The following is a 24760-nucleotide window of genomic DNA, read 5'->3' as shown; positions in this document are numbered from 1 at the left end:
TCTGAAAGGGTTTTTTATTTATACACAAATGAAAAAAGCACTCTTTCTATTCCTGATTTCTGTTTCAGCATTTGCCCAGATTGAACGTGTTGAACCTCCCTTTTGGTATGCTGATATGAACCTGTCAAAAGTGCAAATTATGTTCTATGGCAAAAATATAGCACAGTATAATGTTTCGGTTTCCAATAACATTTCTATTGAAAACATCAAAAAAACCGAAAATCCCAACTATGTATTTGTAACAGTAGACACCAAAAATGCATCAGTATCTGAATTGACGTTCAGCTTCAAAAACAAAGACAAAGTGGCTTTTACCAAAAAGTATGAACTCAAAAAAAGAAGAGCCAATTCCAAATTCAGAAAAAGCTACGACAGTTCCGATATGATTTATCTAATTATGTCGGATCGCTTTGCCAATGGAAACCCCAACAATGATAGTGACAAGTCGCTGACCGAAAAAGCAGACAGAAACAATCCCAATGGCAGACATGGTGGCGATATTGAAGGCATCATTAAAAACCTGGATTATTTGAAAGAATTAGGAGCAACAGCCGTTTGGCCAACGCCTCTTTGTGAAGATAATGACGCTCGAGGTTCGTATCATACTTACGGACAGTCGGACGTCTACAAAATTGATCCTCGCTTCGGAACCAACGAAGACTATGTGCGATTAAGTGCCGAATTACACCAACGCGGCATGAAAAACATTATGGATTATGTAACCAATCATTGGGGTTGGCAGCATTGGATGTACAAAGATTTACCAACACATGATTGGGTACATCAATTTCCACAGTTTACCAACTCGAACTACCGAATGACCACGCAGTTTGATCCTAACGCCTCAGCCATTGATGCCAAAAATTGTATGGATGGATGGTTCGTGCCTTCGATGCCCGACTTAAATCAATCCAATCCTTTAGTATTGAATTATTTGATTCAGAATGCTATTTGGTGGATTGAATATGCCGATTTGGATGGATTTCGAGTGGATACCTATTCGTATAACGATAAAGACGGTATTGCAAAATGGACCAAAGCCATCACCGATGAATATCCTAATTTCAATATTGTAGGGGAAGTTTGGATGCACGACCAGGCACAAATGGCGTTTTGGCAAAAAGATAGTAAAATTGGCGCTATCCAAAGTTACAATTCCCACTTACCTAGTGTGATGGATTTTACGTTACACGATGCTTTTGGAAACGTTTTCAATGAAGACAAAGGGGAATGGGACAAAGGAATGATAAAAGTCTATGACAATTTCACGAACGACTTTCTATATCCTAACATCAATAACCTATTGATTTTTGCTGAGAATCATGATACTAATCGTTTCAATCAGGCGTACAAAAAAGATTTTAAAAAGTACCAAATGGCTATGACGCTTTTGGCAACCGTACGTGGAATTCCCCAATTATATTACGGCTCAGAAATTGGTATGGACGGAGACAAAGGCAAAGGCGATGGCGATATTCGTCATGATTTTCCGGGAGGCTGGAATGGCGATACCAATAATGCTTTTACCACATCGGGACGAACCGCTGAACAGCAACAATTCTTTGGTTTTACTTCGAAATTATTCACATGGAGAAAATCTAAGGATGTCATTCACTTCGGAAAAATGAAGCATTATATTCCTGTGGACAATGTTTATGTTTATTTCAGATATAATGAAACTGATAGTGTCATGGTCATCATCAATAACAGCACCGAAACGAAAACGTTCAAAACTAATCGCTTCGCCGAAAGCATTCAAAGCCGTCAAGCCGGAAAAGATATTTTATCTAACAAGACCATCGATTTGAAAAACGATATCACGATAGAAGGGAAATCGGTATTGATTTTAGAATTAAAATAATTTAAAAATGAAAAAACTGCTGCTTTTACTTTTAATCTCGACACTATCATTTGCCCAAAATGCAAACAGAAAATACCTTTCGCATACCTGGAAAAACAACATTCTGGAAATCAAAACTTCGGATGGCGCTTACCTGATAAAACCGTATTCTGATAAGATTGTCGAGACTTCGTTTATTCCAAATGGAGAAACGTTTAATCCAAAATCAGAGGCCGTTGTAAAAGCACCGGAAAATTTAAAAATAAAATTCGCCAAATCAGACAAAGCGTTACTGTTGCGTTTGGCTGGTCTTATCGTGCTTGTTGATAAATCGCCATTTAAAATTTCATACATAAAAAATGGAAACTTCCTGCTTTCCGAAAAATCTGGATTCAATAAAGTCAATGATTCTACCCAAACTTTGTCCTTCAACCTTGACAAAACGGAATCCCTTTACGGTGGTGGAGCAAGAGCATTGGGTATGAACCGTCGTGGCAATCGTTTAAAGTTGTATAACCGTGCGCATTATGGTTATGAAACTAAAGCAGAGTTAATGAATTTCTGCATTCCTATGGTGTTGTCTTCCAAATTATATGCAGTTCATTTTGATAATGCCGCTATCGGGTATTTGGATTTGGATAGTAAAAATGACAATACCCTAACCTATGAAACCATTTCGGGAAGAAAGACCTATCAGGTTATTGTGGGTGATACATGGACGGATTTAGTATCCAATTATACCGACCTTACCGGAAAACAACCTTTATTACCACGTTGGGCTTTAGGCAATTTTTCCAGCCGATTTGGTTATCACTCACAGGAAGAAGTAGAAAACACCATTAAGAAATTTGAACAAAACAACATTCCAGTGGATGCTATCATTCTGGATTTGTATTGGTTTGGAAAAAGAATCAAAGGGACTATGGGCAACTTAGATTGGGATAAAGACAATTTTGCCAATCCCAATAAAATGATTTCCGATTTGAATGCAAAAGGAATAAAGACTATCCTAATTACCGAACCGTTTATCCTGACGACCTCATCCAAATGGCAGGAAACTGTAGATAAAAAAGTATTGGTAACCGACAAATTTGGAAAACCGGCGACTTGGGATTTTTATTTTGGGAACACCAGTGTTGTAGATATTTTCAAGCCTGAAGGAAAAGACTGGTTTTGGAATGTCTATAAAAGATTAATCAATCAGGGCGTTGGGGGCATGTGGGGCGATTTGGGGGAACCCGAAGTTTTTCCATCAAAAGTAATGACAGTTGCGGGCAAAGCCGATGAAGTTCATAATATCTACGGACACCATTGGGCCAAATTAATTGCAGATGGTTACAGAAAAGACTTTCCAACACAACGACCATTTATTTTGATGCGTGCTGGCTATTCAGGTTCACAGCGTTTTGGAATGGTACCTTGGAGTGGCGACGTGAGCAGAAGTTGGGGCGGATTGCAAAGTCAAACAGAAATTGCACTACAAATGGGTATGCAAGGTTTAGGCTATATGCACTCCGATTTAGGTGGATTTGCAGGCGATTATTTTGATAATCAATTGTACTTGCGCTGGTTGCAATACGGCGTTTTCAATCCGATATTCCGACCTCATGCGCAGGAAGAAGTAGCTTCGGAAGTGGCACGAAAAGACATCATCACGATGGAAAAAGCCAAGAAATCAGTGGAACTAAGATATCAATTACTTCCTTACAATTATACTTTGTCTTTCGACAACAATCAGAAAGGAACTCCATTAATGCGTCCTTTATTCTTTGAAGAAACTGATAATAAAACCTTATCTACCGTTGCAGGTACTTATTTTTGGGGCAATGACTTTTTAATTACACCGATTACAAAATCGGGAACAACCGCTACCGAAATATATTTTCCTAAAAGCAGTAATTGGTATGATTTTTATACTAATGAAAAGCATAACGCCGGAACCACCGAAACGATAAAAGTCAATGAAGATTATATACCAACCTTTGTTCGTGGCGGAAGCTTTATCCCAATGATAGCAACGATTCAAAATACTACAAACTATTCGTTGGAAAACTTCAACCTACATTATTATTTTGATGAAAGTGTTGCGAATTCTTCAGGCAAACTATACAACGATGACGGTACAACGCCCAATGCTTTTGAAAAAGGGCAATACGAAATGCTAAACTTTACCAGTAGCAATACCAACAAAACATTAGTGATAAAACTTGCCGCTACAGTTGGAAAAAATTATACTTCAACCAACAAAGAAGTTTCCGTTTTAATTCACAACATCAAAAACAAAGCTAAAAGCATTTTTGTAAACGGAAAGGAACAAGTATATAAAACCTTTCAAGAGCCTTTGCAGGTCAATGTTACGATAACCAAAGGAACATCTTCAGAAATTAAAATCGAATACTAAAGTCATGAAAAAAATAAGTTTCCTATTGATTGTACTTCTCTTAAGTGCAACAACTTTCGCACAAAAGAAAACGACTACAACACCCAAAACACCTTTCGTTTGGGAAGCAGCAAATGTCTACTTTATCGTTACCGACAGGTTTAATAATGGTGACAAAACGAACGATGAAAATTACCACAGAAATAAACCAACGGGAAAATTAAGAGGTTTTGAAGGAGGCGATATTCGCGGTATTATTCAAAAATTAGACGAAGGTTATTTCACCAATCTTGGAATCAATGTGATATGGATGACACCTGTTGTGGAGCAAATTCACAGCGGTGTTGACGAAGGAACCGGATATACTTATGGCTTTCACGGGTATTGGACTCGAGATTGGACCGCACTTGATCCCAGTTATGGAACCAAAAAAGATTTGGCAGAGTTGGTTCAGAAAGCACATGCAAAAGGAATCCGAATCATGTTAGATGCGGTGATTAATCACACTGGGCCTGTTACTGCTGAAGATTCAGTGTATCCAAGTGACTGGGTTCGTACAAGTCCTAAATGCGTTTACAATTCGTATGACACCTACATCAATTGCACCTTGGTAGAAAACCTACCAGATGTAAAAACAGAAAGCAATGAAAATGTCGAATTGCCTTTATTTTTAGCCAACAAATGGAAAAAAGAAGGACGGTATGACAAAGAGATGGCTTCGCTGGATGCTTTTTTTAAAAAAACAGGGTATCCAAGAGCGCCTAAATATTACATCATGAAATGGTTGGCGGATTATATTACCGAATTCGGAATTGATGGTTATCGTGTTGACACGGCAAAGCACACCACTGAAGATGTTTGGGCCGATTTCAAAAAAGTGTGTGACAGGACTTTTGCTGAGTTTAAGAAAAACAATCCGAAAAAAGTATTGGATGCCAATCCGTTTTTTACCGTCGGCGAAGTGTATGGCTACAACATTGGCAATAAAAAGCTTTATGATTTTGGCGATAAAAAAGTCAACTATTACGATAACGGGTTTACTGGCTTGATCAACTTCGATTTCAGAAATGAAGCCAAAATGAACTACGAAGAATTGTTTTCTAAATACAATAACATTCTGCAAAACGACCTAAAAGGAAACACCGTAATGAACTATGTTTCATCTCACGATGATGGGTATCCTTTTGACAAAAAAAGGGAAAAAACATTTGAAAGTGGTACCAAATTGTTATTGGCTCCCGGAATTTCACAAGTGTATTATGGTGATGAAAGTGCGCGTCCGTTAGACATTGAAGGAACTCAAGGCGACGCTACTTTGCGTTCGTTTATGAATTGGGAAGACATTACCAACAATGCTACCACCAAAGAGGTAATGGCACATTGGCAAAAATTAGGCAAGTTCCGAAAAAAACATGCTGCGGTTGGTGCCGGATTGCATACACAAATCTCTGCTGCTCCTTATGTATTCAGCAGAACCTTTACCAAAGGAAAATACTCGGACAAAGTAGTGGTTGGTCTTGATTTGGACAAAGGAGAGAAAAGCGTAACTGTAGGGACTATTTTCGCCAACGGAACTAAAGTCAGAGACTTATATTCCGGTAAAACGGCAATGGTTGTTAAAGGGATGGTTTCTCTTGACACGGATTACGGCATTGTTTTATTGGAAAAACTGTAAAGTGCAAACGATAGGCCATCGCGGAGCAAAAGGTCATGTTGCCGAAAACACTTTGGCTTCTTTTCAGAAAGCGACAGAATTAAACGTTGATGGGATTGAGCTGGATGTCCATTTAAGTTTAGACGGAAAGCTTGTTGTTATTCACGATGAAACTATCGACCGAACAACTTCGGGAAGTGGTTTTGTAAAAGACTACACCGCAAAAGAATTAAGCGTCTTAGGAATTCCATCTCTTGAAAGCGTTTTTGATTTGGTAAACCGAAGCTGTTTTATCAATGTGGAACTCAAAACCTATGAATCTGCTGATAAAGTCGTCGAACTTATCAAACATTTTGTTTTGGAAAAACATTGGAATTATACTGATTTCATTGTGTCAAGCTTTGATTGGAATGCTTTGCAACAAGTTCGTTTTTTAAACGATAACATCCAAATTGGAGTTTTAACAAGTACTGATGTATCATTGGCAATGGCTTTCGCGAAATTCATCAAAGCCTATTCCGTTCATCCTTATTATCATTTATTGACCGTTGAGAATGTAGCCCAAATACAATCCAAAAATTTTAAAGTTTATCCTTGGACCATTAATGAGCCGGAAGATATTACCTTTGTCCAATCGTTAGGGGTTGACGGTATCATTACAGATTTTCCAGACAGACTATGAACTCAAACTTCGACATAATTATTGTTGGTGGCGGCGCGGCCGGATTTTTTACGGCAATCAATATCGTTGAAAAGAATCCTAAACTAAAAGTGGCTATTCTAGAACGCGGTAAAACCGTTTTGGAAAAAGTGCGCATTTCTGGTGGTGGACGCTGTAATGTGACGCATGCCTGTTTCGTTCCGAATGATTTAGTCAAATTTTATCCGCGTGGCGAAAAAGAATTACGCGGACCATTTCATCAGTTTTGTTCTGGAGATACTATCGATTGGTTTGAAAGACATGGCGTCGAACTCAAGATAGAAGAAGACGGACGGATGTTCCCTATTTCCGACAGTTCACAAACGATAATCGATTGCTTTTTATCGGCCACACAAAAATTACGCATTCCAATTCTGACCGGACAAAGTGTGCAATCGCTCTTTGCTTCGGATGATTTCTGGAAAGTGGAAACTAACAATGAAACCTTCCTTTGCCAAAAACTGGTTCTGACTACGGGCAGCAATCCTAAAATTTGGGACATGCTTACCGGACTTGGACATCGTATTGTTTCCCCAGTCCCTTCCCTATTCACATTTAATATAAAAGATGCGCGAATTAAGGATTTGATGGGGCTTTCGGCCTTTGCAAAAGTCAAAGTAAAAAATAGCAAACTCGATGCTGACGGGCCATTATTAATTACACATTGGGGAATGTCTGGCCCGGGAATACTGCGATTATCGGCTTGGGGTGCCCGCGAACTCTTTGATAAAAATTACCAATTCACACTTCAGGTCAACTGGCTCAATGAAGTCACTTTTGATGAAGCTTTAGAGACTTTAAAAGAACTCAAACACGAGCATGCCAAGAAAGCGGTTTCAAAAAAATCCCCCTTTGAATTCCCTAACCGATTGTGGGAAAGTTTGGTTTTGGCCTCCCATATTGAGGCTGAAACGAAATGGGCCGATCTTTCCAAAAAACAATTAACTGATTTAGCCAACGAACTTACTAATGCCGAGTTTCAAGTAAATGGGAAAAGCACTTTTAAAGAAGAATTCGTCACTGCTGGCGGTATCGATTTAAAAGAAATTAACTTTAAAACAATGGAAAGTAAGTTGTGTAACAACTTATTTTTTGCAGGAGAAATTGTAAATATTGACGCTATTACCGGCGGATTTAACTTTCAGAATGCCTGGACATCAGGATTTATTGTGGCTCAGGCCCTAACCGAAGATTTCTTTTAAATTGATATTGTAGTTTACTCAAAATCAGTTACATTTGGTTACCTAAAACCAAACCAATATGAAAAAACTGTTACTCCTTTTATGCTTTTTTCTTAGTATCAGCATCAATGCGCAACCGCCAAGTGCCATGCCTCCTTATTATGTTTGTGATTTCAATAATGATGGGTTTGAGACCTTTGATTTAAGTTCTCAAATTCCAGCTATCCTAAATGGTCTTAATCCTAACACCTCAGAAGTCAGTTTTTATGAGACACTTACAGATTCTCAAATAGGCAGCAACGCCATTACAGCAATAACTTCGTACAATAATATAACCCCGCAAGTTCAGACCCTTTACATTCGAGTTTTAGACACCACTTCGAGCGAAGTTTACTTTTCAACTATAGATTTAGTGCTTAATGCGTCAACCTATGCCGGATTAGACGGAAGTCTTACTGCTTGTGATAATAGTACAACTCCAATAGACTTATTTAGTATTATAACTGGAGAGCAACCTGGTGGAACATGGACAAGAACAACAGGAACTGGAGGAACATTGGATGTCATTAGCGGTATTTTTACCCCTGGCATTGGCGCAACAACCAGTACCTTTGTATACACGATGAGCGCTAATCAATCGTGTCCGAATGATAGAAGTGTGGCAACAGTTACACTAAGTCCATGTAACCCTCAAGTGGTTTGCGGTGGACTCTTTACAGATCTAGCAGGAGCTAACGCCAATTATGCTAACAATACTGATTACACGGTAACTATTCTTCCCACTACTCCTGGCGAAGTAGTTACAGTAACTTTTAGTGCTTTCAATACAGAAGTTAATTGGGATGCCTTATATGTCTTTAATGGAAACTCGACAACAGCGCCGCAAATTTCAAGCGGGAATGGCCCTGGTAATGTTCCGGGAGGTTTAGCTGGTGGCTTTTGGGGAAATACAATTCCAGGTCCTTTTACATCCTCAAGTCCCGATGGTAGTTTGACTTTTAGATTCAGAAGTGACAATTCGGGAACCGCCGCCGGTTGGATTGCTAATGTTACTTGTAGCGTTCCTCCTTCATGCAGTTTACCAACATCACTTACTATTTCAAATATTACAACAACATCTGTAACATTAAACTGGACACAGCTAGCTAATGCTAATAATACGGTAGCTTCAGCTTGGGAAGTTATTGCTTTACCTTGTGGGTCACCGGCACCTACAGCTGTTTCTACAGGATTGGTTTCTTCTACTACTACATATTTGTTTTCAGATTTAGTTCCCGGAACCTGTTATTCTTTTTGTGTTAGGGCAGTATGTTCACTAAACGAACGCTCACTATGGAATTGCTTTGGAAATGTTACGACACTTGCGCCGCCACCTGCTTGTGGCGGACAGTTTGTTGATAATGGTGGCGCAAGCGCTAACTATTCAGACAGTGCCGATACCACTAATACTATATGCGGAACAATTCCAGGGGATATTGTAACTGTCACATTTACATCATTTAATACAGAAGCTAATTTTGATGCTTTGTATGTTTTTGACGGAAACTCAATAGCAGCACCACTAATCGCAAGTACCAATGGTCCGGGCAATGTTCCTGGCGGAATAGCCGGTGGGTATTGGGGAACGATTATTCCCGGCCCCTTTACCTCTTCAAGTTCAAATGGATGTTTAACGTTTCGATTCAGAAGTGACACCACTATCAATAGAGCCGGATGGATTGCCAACATAACTTGTGCACCAGCTCCAACTTGCCCAAGACCTATCACACAATCTGCTATCAATGTAACTACTAATTCTGCAACCTTTAATTGGGTAGAGTCAGGTTTTGCTGATCAATGGGAAATTGTAGTTTTACCTGTAGGCTCTCCTATACCGAATGCCAATACTGTGGGGACTATAATATCAGACAACCCTTCAACAAGTATCACTACACTAGCCTCTAATACCTGCTATACGTTTTATGTAAGAGCTCTATGCTCTGATACCGATAAAAGTACTTGGGCAGGAGGAATTAACTTCTGCACGCTACTTGGACCACCAGTTTGTGGTGGACAATTTAACGATAATGGTGGTCCCAACGCCAGTTACATAAATAACTCAGACAACACGTATACTATTTGTCCAACAAATATCGGTGAAATTGTAACAGTAGTGTTCAATACTTTTGACACCGAGGCTACATGGGACGCTTTATATGTTTTTGATGGAAACTCAATTGCGGCGCCACAAATCGCAAGTACCAATCCTGCTGGAAATGTTCCTGGTGGATTAGCCGGTGGATTTTGGGGAACTACAATTCCGGGACCATTTACTTCAACAAGTCCGGATGGCTGTTTGACGTTCCGATTTAGAAGTGACAATACAGCAGTAAGAGCAGGCTGGACAGCTAATGTTATTTGTGCGCCAGATTCCGATAAAATAGTATTGCTTGCTTATGTAGACCAGAACAGTAATGGCACCAAAGATGTTGGAGAACCATTATTTCCGCATGGCAATTTTGTCTATCAGCAAAACAATAATGGAACTTCAATAAATGGTTTTGCTCCAACGGGTCAATTTGCCTTGTATGATGCTAATCCTGCGAACACCTATTCTTTCAGTTATCAGGTGCATTCGGGATATGCCGCTTATTACAATTCGGGGACTACCACATACAACAATATCAGTATTGCTGTTGGAAGCGGATCACAATTTTTATACTTTCCGGTTACCTTGACTCAGGCTTATAATGATGTAACAATTTCGATTGCGCCCATAAACGCTCCAAGACCAGGGTTTACCTATACCAACAGAATTACATACAAAAATGTCGGTGTTGCAGTAACCGGAGGTACGATAACTTTTGTTAAACCAACTCAGGTAACTGCTAATGTCGTAGTAAGTCAAACAGGAGCCACCATAAACACAACTGGTTTTACCTATAACTTTACCAATCTTTTACCAAATGAGACCCGAACATTCACTGTAACCATGACCGTTCCTGCAGTTCCTCTTGTAAACATCAACGAATTACTAGCTTCGACTGCTTCAATTACTGCACCAGCCGGAGACATTAATTTGGAAAATAATTCGAGTAGCAATTCTCAGATTGTTGTGAATTCTTGGGATCCAAATGATAAAATGGAGTCTCGTGGAAAGACCATTCCTTTTAACACCTTTACGCAGGATGATTATTTCTTTTATACTATCAGATTCCAAAACAATGGAACGGCCAATGCCATCGACGTTAGAATAGAAGATGTATTAAATGCACAAATAGACGAGACGTCGGTTTTAATGGTTAGCTCCAGTCATAACTACACGATGAAGAGAATCAATAACCAATTAGTTTGGGATTTCAAAAATATCTTTTTAACACCATCTAGCCTGAATGAAAACAGCAGTAAAGGATATGTTCAATTTAAAGTTAAACTGAAACCAGGATTTGAAGCAGGAGATATTATTCCAAACAACGCATCGATTTATTTTGATACCAATCCGGCTATTGTTACAGCTACATTTAACAGCAAATTTACTGTGCCTTTAAGTGTAATCGGATTTGACGAAAACAGTTTAGTTTTATATCCAAATCCGGCTAGTAACTCAGTACAAATTGACTTAATAAACAGCAATGAACAACTCAGCAAGATTGTATTTTATGACCTACTTGGTAAAGCGGTAAAAACAATTCCATCAGTAGCAACAGAAAGCTTGACTATTGATGTGTCTGATTTGTCAAAAGGATTATATTTGATAGAAATAGTTACAGACACCCATCTAAAAACAACTAAGAAACTCCAAATAAACTAATTTATAAACAACGAAAAATCTCAACCATGAAAAACATTTTATTTTTGAGCCTCGCCTTTTTACTAGGATTACCCTCTGTAGTCCATTCTCAGGTTTGTGGCGGCACCTTTACTGACCCCGCTGGAGCTACAGCTAATTATGCTAATAATAGTGATTACACGGTGACGATTTCACCTTCTAATCCAGGTGATAGGGTAACTGTAACATTCACTGCATTTAATACAGAGGCACAGTTTGATGCCCTTTATGTTTTTAACGGAAGTACGATTACGGCACCACAAATTGCCAGTACCAATACAGCGGGTTTTGTTCCCGGTGGATTAGCTGGGGGATTTTGGGGGAATACAATTCCGGGGCCCATTACCTCTACCAGTGTTGATGGCGCATTAACTTTTAGGTTTAGAAGTGATAGTTCAGGTACTAATCTTGGTTGGGTAGCCAATGTTACCTGTGCACCAGTACCGTCATGTACATCGCCAGTGGGTCTTTCTACTAGTGCTGTAACCTTCAATTCTGCTACCTTGAATTGGATGCAACCCATGAATCCTAATGCTAGTTTTGCAACAGCTTGGGAATGTCTTGTGCTTCCAGCAGGAAGTCCTGCTCCAAATGCCTTTACAACTGGATTTGAAAGTGCTACAACAAATCCATTTATCTATAATGGACTTGCTTCAAATACTTGTTACGCTTTTTATGTTAGGGCAGTATGTTCTGAAACGGATAAAAGCGAATGGGTTGGCGGATTTAATTTTTGTACTGCTATTGCGCCTCCCGTTTGTGGTGGACAATTTTTAGATAATGGTGGAGCTAGTGCTAATTATGCTAGTAATTCTGACGTCACAACAACTATTTGCCCTACAAATCCGGGAGAAGCTGTCTCAGTCTCTTTCAACACATTCAGTACTGAAGCGAATTATGATGCATTGTATGTATTTGACGGTAATTCTACAGCAGCACCGCAAATAATGAGTTCTAATCCACCAGGTAATGTTATAGGCGGCTTAGCTGGTGGTTTTTGGGGCACTACCATTCCTGGTCCGTTTACCTCATCAAGCACTGACGGTTGTTTAACTTTTAGATTCAGAAGTGATGCATCAGTTCAAAATGCTGGTTGGGTAGCTAATATTGTTTGTGTACCAGCACCAAGTTGTTCTAGACCAGTTAATGTTACCGTAAATTCTATAACTTCAAATAGTGCTGTTATAGGATGGACAGACACTAATACAGTAAGCTCATGGGAAATTATCCCTATCCCCTTTGGCTCTGCACCTCCTTCTTCAACGGCTAGTGGACAGACCGTGACTACGAATCCAGCAGTTGTAACCGGATTAACCTCTGGAACTCGATATAGTTTTTATGTTAGAGCCATTTGTAATGCTGGTGATACTAGCTCTTGGTCTCAAAGTGTTGATGGTACTACTTTCATTGCAAATGATGAATGTTCGACAGCAATAGTTGTTCCGATTAGTGGTCGTAATTGTAGTCAACCAACTGCCGGAAGTTTGACTGGTGCTACTGCATCTTCTAATGTACTTGATCCAAGCTGTATAGGCGCGGCTGATGATGATGCTTGGTTTACGTTTGTGGCAACTAAATCAACACATTTAGTTTCATTTGCCAACACAATTGGTACCACTTTTGAATTAAATTTTGCTATTTACTCCGGAACTTGTAGTGCGTTAACCCCATTTTATTGTAGTGTTGCAGGCTCAATTAGTGGTTTAGTCAACAATTTGACCGTGGGTTCAACCTATTACCTTAGAGTTTATTCCAATGCGGCTACTCCACAAACAGTATCCTTTGGGGTGTGTATTTCTACTCCGTCTAATTGTTCCGAAAGCGAGTCCATTTGTGGTGTAAATAATTACATCAACTCCACTGAAGTTCAAAGCTTAGGCACTATTGGATGCTTGTTTACTAGTCCTAATGCCACTTATTTTAAACTTAAAATAGCGAGTACAGGTCCTGTAAATTTATTGTTGACGCAATCAGAGATTGGATCCACACTTCCAAATCTTGATGTAGATTACGCTGCATGGGGACCCTTTACCTCACCTACTGATGCTTGTAATGTCATCAGTAGCGGACAAGCTCCAGGAATTGGAGTTCCTGTAACAACAACAACTGGCTGTAGTTATTCTGCAGCACCTACAGAAATTCTAGAAATCGCAAATGCTCAGGCTGGAGAATACTATATCATCTTGATTACGAATTTTAGTAATAGAGTGGGTTATATTAATGTATCCCAATCGAACGCAAATGAGGCAGGTGCAGGAAGCATTGATTGTTCGGGAATACGATTGAATGCCTTTATCGATTCTAATTCAAACGGTACTCAAGAAAATGATGAAGCTAATTTTCCGTTAGGTCAGTTTCATTATGAGGTCAATAACGATGGAAATCCACATGCAATAGTAGCACCATCAGGAACCTATGTGATTTATGATGATATCGTCAGTAACCTTTATAGTTTGTCGTATACCGTTAATTCCGATTATAACAGTCTATATAATACTCCTACTGGATATACCAATGTAAGCGTATCCTCAGGAGGATTGGCAACTTACAATTTCCCACTTACGGTTTTACAGAACTATACTGATTTAGGAATCACCCTTGTCCCTCAGGGTTCACCACGTGCTGGTTCGACCTATAGTGTTAAATTGGTTTATACAAACAATGGTAACCAAACCCTTGCTACCGGAACTGTAACTTTCAGCAACACTGCAGGAACAACAATTACAAGTATCTCGCAAACCGGAACAAACCCAACAACTAATGGCTTCACTTATGACTTTAGTAATTTATTGCCTTTTGAAAGTCGAATAATTTTAATCACCATTGAAGTGCCTCCGATTCCAACCGTGTTTTTAGGACAACTGTTAACCAATTCAGCTTCCGTAATTCCACCTTCTGGCGATATCGTTGCAACTAACAACATTAGTAGTAGTACACAAGCCATTGTTGCATCTTATGATCCGAATGACAAAGTGGAAGGACATGGGGAAAAAATCTTGTTCTCGTCGTTTACTGCCAATGATTATTTAGAATATACTATTCGCTTTGAGAATAATGGAACAGCAAGTGCTTTAGACATTAGAATAAATGACGTATTGGACAGCCAATTAGATGCCAATACTATAGAAATGCTTGCCGCAAGTCATAACTATTTTCTAGATCGCGTTGATAATAACCTAGTCTGGAAATTTACTAATATTCAACTTCCTGTATCTATCCCAGATACCGATACCGGAAAAGGATTTATCAAATTTAAGGTGAAACCAAAACCAGGTTATGCGGTAGGAGACATCATCCCAAACACAGCAGAAATCTATTTTGATACAAATCCAGCCATTGTTACGAATACATTTAATACGGAATTCGTTTCGGCTTTAGGAAATGATTTGTTTACAGAGAATTCTATTATGATTTATCCAAATCCTGCGAATAGCAATGTATTTATAGCTTTGCAGAACAGTACAGAAATCATAGAAAATATTGCTATTTATGACGTATTAGGAAAGACTATAAATCAAGTTTTAAATTTGGATTCCAATGAATCAGCGATAGATGTGAGTCAATTGTCCAAAGGAATTTATTTGATAGAAGTCACCACCCAAAATAATTTGAAACAAATCAAGAAACTGATTGTTCAATAATAAAAAAGTCCCGAATAATTCGGGACTTTTTTTATTTGTTTAACCACCAAATGCTCGCATTAAGAATAGTAGCAAAACTAACCCATGCCAAATAAGGAATCATTAAAAAGCCTGCTGTTTTATTAATTCTTTTAAACTGATTGTACGTTTCAAAAATCATCAGCCAAAGCAAAACAACTTCAACTAACGCTAGTAAAGGATTTTGCAATCCAAAAAATAAATACGACCACAGTGCATTAAGTCCAAACTGAATCGCAAAAAAGCCAAGTGCTCTATTCACTTTTTTCTGTTCAGCACCACTTGTCCAAACCAAACCTGCTGCAACTCCCATCATGATATAGAGCAATGTCCACACAGGACCAAAAATCCAGTTGGGTGGATTGAAAAAAGGTTTTTCTAAAGTAGGATACCAAGTGGTAATGCTGTCTCGAGTAACCATACCTGACAAATAACCCAAAGTAACGCAGAGCATGACAAGTAACACTATTTTTAAAGTCTTTTGCATAACGATTAATTTTTATACTCTCAAAGATACTAAACCAAAGCAGTTTGTTTTTATAAAACTTCTGCTGATTTTTATAAAAAAAGTATCTTTGTCATTCAAAATTTTGGGTCAAACCAAAAAGCAAACTAAAAACCTATGTCCGAAAAGGATTTTATAGCCCATCATCAGGCTAGCATTGAAAGTGGAAATTTTCAGTGGAGTGCTCCAAGCAATATTGCTTTAGTAAAATATTGGGGCAAAAAAGAAAAGCAAATTCCGGCAAATCCATCCATCAGTTTTACTTTAAATACTTGCAAAACGATTACCAAACTTGCTTTTGTTAAAAAAGATAATAAAGATAGTTTTTCCTTCGATTTATTATTTGAAGGTCAACCCAAAGAAGATTTCAAGCCTAAAATTCAAAAATTTTTCGAGCGTATTGATACGTATTGTTCCTATTTAAAACAATATCATTTTACCATAGATACCGAAAACACCTTTCCACACAGTTCCGGAATCGCCTCTTCAGCCTCAGGAATGGCGGCGCTATCTATGAATATTATGAGTTTGGAAAAAGCGCTGAATCCTGCCATGAGCGATGCGTATTTTTACCAAAAAGCTTCTTTTCTAGCCCGATTAGGTTCGGGTAGTGCTTGCAGAAGTATAAAAGGAAGTGTTGTAGTTTGGGGGAATCATGCCGAAATCGAAGACAGTTCTGATTTATTTGGAGTCGAATTTCCATCACCAATTCATGAGAACTTTAGCAACTACCAGGATACTATTCTTTTAGTTGACAAAGGCGAAAAACAAGTATCTAGTACCGTTGGACATGACCTGATGCATAACCATCCTTTTTCGGAACAACGATTTGCACAGGCACACCACAATATATCATCCCTAAAAACCATTTTGGAAACTGGTAATCTCGAAGCATTCATCAAAATAACCGAAAGCGAAGCGCTGACGTTACACGCCATGATGATGACTTCGATGCCCTATTTTATTTTGATGAAACCCAACACTTTGGAAATCATCAACCGCATTTGGAAATATAGAAATACAACCCAAATTCCGGTTTGTTTTACCTTAGATGCAGGAGCAAACGTACATGTTTTGTATCCCGAAAACGTTAGAGAAACCGTTTTGCAATTTATTAAGGACGAATTACTTGGCTATTGTCAAAATGGTCAGTATATTTGTGATGCAATTGGAACAGGAGCAATTAAAATTCTATGAAAGGACCCTTATTTTACTCAAAAATTCTTCTCTTCGGAGAATACGGAATTATAAAAGATTCTAAAGGTTTATCCATTCCCTATAATTTTTACAACGGTGCCTTGAAAGTGGATGAAAATCCTTCTCAGGAAGCGATAAAATCCAATCAAAGTCTGCAACGTTTTGTAGTGTATTTGGAGCAATTACAAAAAGACCAATCTGATTTGGTCACTTTTAATATCGAGCTTTTAAAAGCTGATGTTGAAAGAGGAATGTACTTCGACTCTAGTATTCCGCAAGGTTATGGTGTCGGAAGTAGCGGTGCTTTGGTTGCTGCCATCTATGACAAATACGCCAACAACAAAATCACTGTTCTAGAAAACTTGACTAGAGAGAAATTATTACAGTTGAAAACGATATTCTCTCAAATGGAATCGTTCTTTCACGGAAAAAGTTCCGGTCTTGACCCGCTAAACAGTTATTTAAGCATTCCTATTCTTATCAATTCCAAAGATAATATTGAAGCTACGGGAATTCCATCTCAAAGTGCTACCGGAAAAGGTGCTGTGTTCTTATTAGACTCAGGTATAGTAGGTGAAACCGCTCCAATGGTCAATATTTTTATGGAAAATCTTAAAGACCAAGGCTTCCGTAAAATGCTAAAAACCCAATTCGTAAAATATACCGATGCCTGCGTGGAAAACTTCCTTGGTGGTGATATGAAATCCCTTTTCAAAAACACCAAACAGTTATCTAAAGTAGTATTGAACAACTTCAAGCCAATGATTCCGGAACAATTTCATGGGATATGGCAACGCGGAATTGACACAAATGACTATTACTTAAAACTTTGTGGTTCTGGTGGTGGCGGCTATATTTTAGGCTTCACCGAGGATTTGGAAAAGGCAAAACAGTCTCTAAAGGATTATAAATTGGAAGTGGTTTACCAATTTTAAAATGAATTCCCCTTTTGTCACCCTAAGCGAAGTCGAAGGGCTAATTTTCTGCAAATGTTAAGCCGTAAATCCAAACATTTAGTGCTGAAAATCGTCAGCATGTTTTCTGTAGTGCGCGGCTACAACATTCCCATAATTGCACTAGCCCAATACTTATCTGCCATTTTTATTTTAGCTCCCGAAAAAAGAGCCCTTGATGTGTTGCTCGACTTTAATTTGTTCATCATTGTTATAGCTTCGAGCTTGACTATTGCTTCAGGTTACATCATCAACAACTTTTACGACAGCAAAAAAGACTTAATCAATCGTCCCAACAAATCCAAACTCGACCGATTGGTGAGTCAAAAAACAAAACTTCAGGTGTATTTCACCGTAAACTTTATTGTTTTTCTGCTGGCCTTTTTTGTCTCCTTCAGAGCTGTATTGTTTTTTTCTACCTATATTTTTCTAATTTGGTTTTACTCACACAAGCTTAAGAAAATGAGTGTAATCGGCAATCTGACCGCTTCCTTCTTGGCGGTGCTTCCCTTTTTTGCCATTTTATTGTATTACAAAAATCTGTACCCTCAAATATTTGCCCATGCGACATTCCTATTCCTCTTACTGCTAATCCGTGAAATGATTAAGGATTTAGAAAACATCAAAGGTGATATTGCCAACGATTACAGAACGATTCCGGTCATGTACGGAGACAACTTTTCCAAAAAAATCATCACATTGCTCACGCTTTTGACCGTAATTCCCATCTATTATCTTATCGAAATTTTCGAAGTGGGTTATATGGACATTTACTTTTACGTAAGCATGATTGTCCTGATTTTCTTCCTGCAAAAACTCTGGAAATCCAACTCCAAACCCGACTATCTTTTACTACACAACATCCTGAAATTCCTAGTAGTTTCAGGCGTTTTCTGCATCGTTCTCATAAATCCCGAAGTACTAATCCACGGAAAAAGACTGCTTCGTCTATAAAGTTTACCAGCTCTAAAAATATCTAAAACGAGCTAAAGCATGTATACCTCAAGCCCACAGGGCTTGCTCCTCTTAATATCAAATACGGAAAAAGACTATTGCGCTTGTAAATTTAGGAGCAGTCGTAACTGCATTTTGTCAACCCTCCTCCCGCTTTTCGTTGCAATCTCTACGAGGATTTACACTGCAATCGGGGCTAAAGAGACGCAAGCCTGTTTTTGTGTAATAAACACCACACTTCCAATGGCGACTCTGCTCATAATAGGAACCCATAAAGCGAACTGACGAAGTAAATTTAAAAACGTATCTTTGCAGTCAAATTTTAAGAATTATGAATAACAAGGAAGGCAACAACAAAAAAGGAAGTTCAAGACCTAACAGCGCTCGACCAAGTTCCAAAAAGCCAACCCCAGGCGGAATGCCAAAACGTGCCCAAGGGCCAAAAAAAGTAAAGCCGACGACGGATGCTGATGCTCCAAAAAGAGCAGCAAAACCTGCAAAGCCAGTACAAAACAATGTTGCAAAACCATTGAAATCAGACGATATCCGTTTGAATAAATACATCTCCAATTCGGGTGTTTGCTCCCGTCGTGATGCCGATATCTACATACAGTCAGGGAACGTAAAAGTTAATGGTATAGTCATTACAGAAATGGGACATCGCGTAAAACCGGGAGATGTGGTCAACTTTGACGGTGCCACCTTAACGCCGGAACGTAAAGAATATCTTGTTTTAAATAAACCGAAAAACTTTACCACTTCTAACGAAGACGATGCCGATCACAGAAATGTGTTGGAATTAGTTCGTGCAGCTACCAAAGCCAATATTCAGCCCGTAGGCCGAATGGATAAAAACACTACCGGATTATTATTGTTTACCAATGATACTGATATGATTCGGAAGTTCAGCTTACCCAATCAAAAATCGACCAAAATCTATCAGGTTTCCTTAGACAAAAACCTAAAATTTGAAGATTTAGAAAAAATTTCGAATGGAGTTACTCTAGACGGACATAAATTATACGTGGATGAAATAAGCTATGTAGAAAACGAACCCAAAACTGAAATCGGTTTAAAACTGAGAACACCCAACGTAAAAGTAGTACGAGCTATTTTCGAAAGCTTTAAATATGATGTAATCAAAATTGACCGTGTCGCTTTTGCCGGTTTGACCAAAAAGAACTTACCACGAGGTAATTGGCGTTTCCTGACGGAACAAGAAATTATCAATTTGAAAAACGTATAAATGCAAATCCAAGAATACACGAATGACTATAAAATGGTATTCGTGCATTCCTGGCCATTTATAAAACAATCATTGAAGCCCCATGAAATACTGGGCTTTTTCATTTAACAACTATGTCAGCAGAAAAAAATTTATCTATCGCAATGCTTTGGTTTGAAGCCTTTAACGCCCACAACCTTGAAAAATTATTGTCGTTATATGATGACGAAGCCGCGCATTTTAGTCCGAAACTAAAAATCCGTCATCCCGAAACTATGGGTCTCGTTACCGGAAAAGAAGCTTTACGCGAGTGGTGGAAGGATGCTTTTGATCGACTGCCAAGCTTGCATTACAAAGTGACTTCACTAACCTCAAACGCCGACAGAGTTTTTATGGAATATGTTCGTTCCGTCGAAAATGAAGATACTATGTTAGTCGCTGAAGTACTGGAAATTAAGGACAGTCGAATCATCGCCTCGAGAGTGTATCACGGCTAATTTTATCTTTTCATTAACAAATCAATCCATCAGAAACCAATAGTTTTACCAAAATAAACCCTTAACTATGAAAAACTTAAAGACAGTAGCAACCCTATTTTTGTTCTCATTATTAGTTATAAACTGTAAATCGGAAAAGGCGACAACCGATTTTAAAGCCATTACCAAAGCATATTTTGATGATAAAAATGAACTCAGCCCACTAGATGCTACTCAAAACGGACAAAGCGAATACAACGACAAGCTCGTCTTTGAAATGACCGATTCCCATCGCAAAAAGCAAGCGGCTTTTTATGATAAATATGAAAATGAATTAGCTTCTGTTGATACCACTTCGTTGTCTGATGAGGAAAAAAATAGTTATGACATTATCAAATGGGAAGTTGCCGTTGGTAAAGATTTATTGCAATACGAGACAAATTTAATGCCGATACAACAATTTTGGGGAACCAATCTTACGTTAGGACAATTTGCCGGCGGAAGCAGTGCTCAGCCTTTCAAAACCGAAAAAGACTATAGAAATTTCCTGAAAAGAATGGATTTGTTTGCTGTTTGGATGGATTCGGCTATGGTCTATATGAAAAAAGGAATCGATAAAGGTGTGGTTTTACCAAAAGCACTTACTGTAAAAGTCATCCCGCAGTTTGAAAGTATGGTAACTCCTAATGTGGAAGACAATCTGTTTTACACCACGATAAAATCGTTTCCAAAGGATTTCACGGAAACGCAAAAAGACCAACTGAAAAAAGAGTACACCGCAGTTATCAAAGAAAAATTAGAGCCTCAATTCCAAAAAATGAGTGCCTTTTTGAAAAATGAATACCTTCCTGCTTCCAGAACTACTAGTGGTATTAGTAGTTTACCAAACGGAGCCGCATTGTATAATGTATATGTAAAGCAATGGACCACAACAGATAAAAGTCCGGCTGAAATTCACGAATTAGGCTTAAAAGAAGTAGCTCGTATCAAGGCTGAAATGGAAAAAGTAAAAGAAGAAGTTGGTTTTAAAGGAACCATCAATGAATTCTTTGAACACGTTCGAACCAAACCGGAACTGATGTCCTTTAAAAAACCGGAAGAAGTAATTACCAACTTTGAGAGAATCTACAGCGTGATTAAACCTAATGTAGACAAATTATTCTCTTTACAACCAAAATGCCCTTTCGAAATCAGAAGAACGGAAGCTTTCAGAGAAAAAACCGCCAGCGCTGAATACAATCAAGGTGCTGCCGATGGCTCTAGACCCGGAGTTTTCTACGTTCCAATTCCGGATGTAAAGACCTATAATTGCTATGGTGACGAAGATTTATTTTTGCATGAAGCCATTCCGGGACATCATTTTCAAATATCCCTACAACAAGAAAACAAAGAGTTGCCCGACTTCAGAAAATACAATTGGTTTGGCGCTTATGGCGAAGGCTGGGCTTTATATACGGAAAGTTTAGGAAAAGAATTAGGATTGTATAAAGATCCTTATCAGTACTTCGGAATGTTAGGTAACGAAATGCACAGAGCCGTAAGATTGGTAGTTGATACCGGAATCCATACCAAAGGCTGGACAAGAGAACAAGCAGTACAATATTCTTTAGATAATGAAGCCGAAAGCGAAGCCGCAATTATTGCCGAAATTGAGCGCTATATGGCCATTCCTGGACAGGCTTTATCCTATAAAATGGGACAATTAAAAATTATGGAACTGCGTAAAAAAGCGCAAAACCAGATGAAAGACAAATTTGACATTAAGGTTTTCCATCAAAAAGTATTAGTTTCCGGTGTAGTGCCACTGGCGCTTTTAGAAAAGAACATCAACAACTGGATAGCATCCGGGAAATAATAAAAAAGTCCTTTAGTCAATAACTAGAGGACTTTTTTTAGTTGGCTATTTTGCTTTCCAAACTTTTAAAATCGATAGGATTGCCATCAACATCAAAAAATTCATAGCGGTAACTCAACTTGCCGTTCAGCTCATCAATTTTTATCTTCATCTGATAAAAGCCCTGGCTCCACTCGACTATAATGTGATATTGAAAATCTCCAACACCAAAACTTCCGGGTAAATTACTAGTGTAAATTAGCTTTTTGGATTTTAAATTTAAGGTATTGACTTCAATATTTTCATAGGTTCCCAATTCGTCATTGTTCACCTTTTTACCCATATAATCCACATTGGTTGCTGAGGCTTTGCTTTTCTTTTTCTTTTCCTTATTATCATTATAATCATCCTTTATAGAAAAGATAACATCCTTCAACGAGTTCTTCCCGATATTCAGCAAATAAAACCGAAGTTGATGATGGTACATGAGTTTATGCACTTTCTTACCGTCTTCGGCTGAAGAACTACCATCGCTCAAATCGTGGTCTACAATTTCTATTAAAGGTAAATTCTGTCCCACAGACTGGCTAAAAGAATCCGATTTTAAGCTTTTGATTTTCTGCTCTGCTTCTTCAACGAATCTATCTTTCTGAACGATTTCGGCGTTAAGAACTTCAATTTGCTTAATGGCTTCATCTAATTCTTTTTGCTTATCACTAGAAACCGAAGAAGAGGTGTTTTTATAAAGCAGGTAAACAGAAAAAGCTAGCAAAACAAACCCAAAAAATGCCAAAACTGCAGTCATCATAAGCTTATTCCCTTTCATTAGAATTTTAAATTTAAATCAATTTGATTTTGATGTGGTAAAAATAAACGAATTTTCAAAATTTAACACACGCCATATTAAGAAACTGTAAACATTATTATCAACTAATTATGGAATAAAAAAAACCCAAAGGTTGTTGAAGCCTTTTTTTTCGGGCAATGGAAATCACCATTACAATTATGAAGATTACTGGTCATAAAACTGAAACATTCATACTTTAGCATAAAAATATCTAAGAATTATTTAAACGATAAACTAGTAGTCTATAAATAGTCATATAAACAATAAAAAAGAGGTAGCATTAGCAACCTCTTTTAAAGAAAAAAAATAAAAACTCCCTAACACACTATCTATAATGAACAGCAATTTGTCCTATTTGTCCAACAATCTTGAATGAATCTTTAAATGATAACTTAGAACCATCCATATGTACCCAACGGTTTAATGGTTTCTCACAAATTAATTCTTTTGCTTGTTCACTTCCGTATACTTTTTTCATCCGCATAAAAATTTCAACATCAAACAACCATTTCGTCAAAAATTTCTTTTGAAAAGTTTTATCAACAATTTCTTTGGTCATGACTTTCGCACCGCATTGAGTATCTTTGAAATCCATTCCCAACGTTTTTCTGATGATCAAATTAATACCTTGGCTGATAATTTTTCGAGCTGATTCTTTAGCGATATCGGCACCCATTCTGTTGATGCGAGAACCGCTTACAATTTTATAATTAGAATTACTTATTGTTTGCACCAAATCATCAAAATCTTCAAAATTAGTTGATAAATCCGCATCTAAAAAGCCAATATAATCAAACTGATTGTCTTTCGCTAGATGCAACATTCCTAAACGAACCGCTTCTGCTTTTCCACCATTTTTTTCACAATCATAAATACTAATTCTATCCTCATTACCTTTACGCAATTCTTGTAAAACGCCCAAAGTATTGTCTTTACTTCCGTCATTTACAAAGCATAAATGATAGCCTAAATTTCTATGAACAAACGCTTTGAACTCATCGCTTGACAATCTGGTTTCTTCATTATAACAAGGAATTACAACTCCAGTACAGGTACTTTGAATACTTCTATTTTTATTCACATCGACTAAAGGAATGGCATTTTCCGAACCAATCAATCTTCTAACTCGGGCTCCAATCTCACTTAAACTCAACGGTTTTTTCATATAATCTGCAGCGCCTAATTCGAAACCCTTCACTATGATTTCTTCCTCATTATTTCCAGACAAAATCATAACTGGTGTGTCATGCTTTTTGATTTTTTTAATGTACTTAACAATTTCTAAACCCGAAGCTTTTTCATTGATATTGGTGGTGTCATTTTTTTGACTTTCGATTTCTAAAACCGGCATATTGATGTCGGCAATAACCAAGTTTGGTTCATATTGATCGTACTTTTTAATGGCATCAAAAACATTATTTGAACTTATTACATCATAACCTAAGTCGGTTAAGCACTTATTCAAAGAAAGCAATACTAATTCTTGGTCGTCTACAATTAAAATTTTCATATCGTTGGTGTTTTTTATTGTTATTTTCATGGCAAAT

At 37.9% G+C, this 24760-nt stretch carries 16 protein-coding genes; 13 read left to right on the top strand and 3 right to left on the bottom strand.

From position 1 onward, the window contains the following. Positions 1-28: 28 nt before the first annotated feature. The 7 genes from ACULEU_RS01965 to ACULEU_RS01935 are packed head-to-tail and all read left to right on the top strand — an operon-like array spanning position 29 to position 15204. Positions 29-1861: a glycoside hydrolase family 13 protein gene (locus tag ACULEU_RS01965; RefSeq protein ID WP_445453782.1), complete on the top strand. Its 1833-nt coding sequence runs from the start codon at positions 29-31 to the stop codon at positions 1859-1861. Between the two features lie 7 nt (positions 1862-1868). Continuing rightward, entirely contained in the window at positions 1869-4241 is a 2373-nt protein-coding gene (locus tag ACULEU_RS01960; protein WP_445453781.1) for a TIM-barrel domain-containing protein, read from the top strand. Between the two features lie 4 nt (positions 4242-4245). Continuing rightward, on the top strand, positions 4246-5895 hold the full coding sequence (locus ACULEU_RS01955; protein WP_445453780.1) for an alpha-amylase family glycosyl hydrolase: 1650 nt from the start codon (positions 4246-4248) through the stop codon (positions 5893-5895). Between the two features lies 1 nt (position 5896). Beyond that, a complete protein-coding gene (locus ACULEU_RS01950) occupies positions 5897-6556 on the top strand; it encodes a glycerophosphodiester phosphodiesterase (RefSeq protein WP_445453779.1) in 660 nt (219 codons plus the stop codon). Further along, positions 6553-7776: an NAD(P)/FAD-dependent oxidoreductase gene (locus ACULEU_RS01945; RefSeq protein WP_445453778.1), complete on the top strand. Its 1224-nt coding sequence runs from the start codon at positions 6553-6555 to the stop codon at positions 7774-7776. Before ACULEU_RS01950 ends, ACULEU_RS01945 begins: the two co-directional genes overlap by 4 nt. Positions 7777-7834: 58 nt before the next feature. Then, positions 7835-11545, top strand: a complete 3711-nt coding sequence (locus ACULEU_RS01940; protein WP_445453777.1) for a DUF7619 domain-containing protein — start codon at positions 7835-7837, stop codon at positions 11543-11545. Positions 11546-11571: 26 nt separating this feature from the next. Continuing rightward, on the top strand, positions 11572-15204 hold the full coding sequence (locus ACULEU_RS01935) for a DUF7619 domain-containing protein (RefSeq protein WP_445453776.1): 3633 nt from the start codon (positions 11572-11574) through the stop codon (positions 15202-15204). A 31-nt stretch (positions 15205-15235) separates the two neighbouring features. Here ACULEU_RS01935 and ACULEU_RS01930 read toward each other — a convergent pair whose 3' ends face one another. Further along, positions 15236-15709 carry a TspO/MBR family protein gene (locus ACULEU_RS01930; protein ID WP_445453775.1) on the bottom strand — a complete coding sequence of 158 codons (474 nt, stop codon included), beginning with the start codon at positions 15707-15709 and terminating at the stop codon, positions 15236-15238. A gap of 135 nt (positions 15710-15844) precedes the next feature. Between ACULEU_RS01930 and ACULEU_RS01925 the strand changes: the two genes are divergently transcribed. From ACULEU_RS01925 to ACULEU_RS01900, 6 genes are all read left to right on the top strand, one after another. Continuing rightward, on the top strand, positions 15845-16924 hold the full coding sequence (locus tag ACULEU_RS01925) for a diphosphomevalonate/mevalonate 3,5-bisphosphate decarboxylase family protein (protein ID WP_445453774.1): 1080 nt from the start codon (positions 15845-15847) through the stop codon (positions 16922-16924). Further along, complete coding sequence (locus ACULEU_RS01920; RefSeq protein WP_445453773.1) at positions 16921-17859, top strand: mevalonate kinase family protein; 939 nt, start codon at positions 16921-16923, stop codon at positions 17857-17859. Before ACULEU_RS01925 ends, ACULEU_RS01920 begins: the two co-directional genes overlap by 4 nt. Positions 17860-17913: 54 nt before the next feature. Then, a complete protein-coding gene (locus ACULEU_RS01915; protein ID WP_445453772.1) occupies positions 17914-18831 on the top strand; it encodes a geranylgeranylglycerol-phosphate geranylgeranyltransferase in 918 nt (305 codons plus the stop codon). Positions 18832-19162: 331 nt separating this feature from the next. Then, a complete protein-coding gene (locus ACULEU_RS01910) occupies positions 19163-20077 on the top strand; it encodes a pseudouridine synthase (RefSeq protein WP_445453771.1) in 915 nt (304 codons plus the stop codon). 113 nt (positions 20078-20190) lie between these two features. Then, the gene (locus ACULEU_RS01905) at positions 20191-20553 is read left to right on the top strand and encodes a nuclear transport factor 2 family protein (protein ID WP_445453770.1); all 363 of its coding nucleotides are present in this window, start codon (positions 20191-20193) and stop codon (positions 20551-20553) included. Positions 20554-20620: 67 nt separating this feature from the next. Further along, positions 20621-22387 carry a DUF885 domain-containing protein gene (locus tag ACULEU_RS01900; protein WP_445453769.1) on the top strand — a complete coding sequence of 589 codons (1767 nt, stop codon included), beginning with the start codon at positions 20621-20623 and terminating at the stop codon, positions 22385-22387. A gap of 37 nt (positions 22388-22424) precedes the next feature. Here ACULEU_RS01900 and ACULEU_RS01895 read toward each other — a convergent pair whose 3' ends face one another. Next, positions 22425-23192, bottom strand: a complete 768-nt coding sequence (locus ACULEU_RS01895) for a hypothetical protein (RefSeq protein ID WP_445453768.1) — start codon at positions 23190-23192, stop codon at positions 22425-22427. A 346-nt stretch (positions 23193-23538) separates the two neighbouring features. Then, on the bottom strand, positions 23539-24723 hold the full coding sequence (locus tag ACULEU_RS01890; RefSeq protein WP_445453767.1) for a glycosyltransferase: 1185 nt from the start codon (positions 24721-24723) through the stop codon (positions 23539-23541). Positions 24724-24760: the final 37 nt, after the last annotated feature.

This window comes from Flavobacterium sp. 25HG05S-40, from assembly GCF_052654735.1.
Note: the sequence above shows the minus strand (reverse complement) of the source record. Positions and strands in the feature narration are given on the sequence as shown.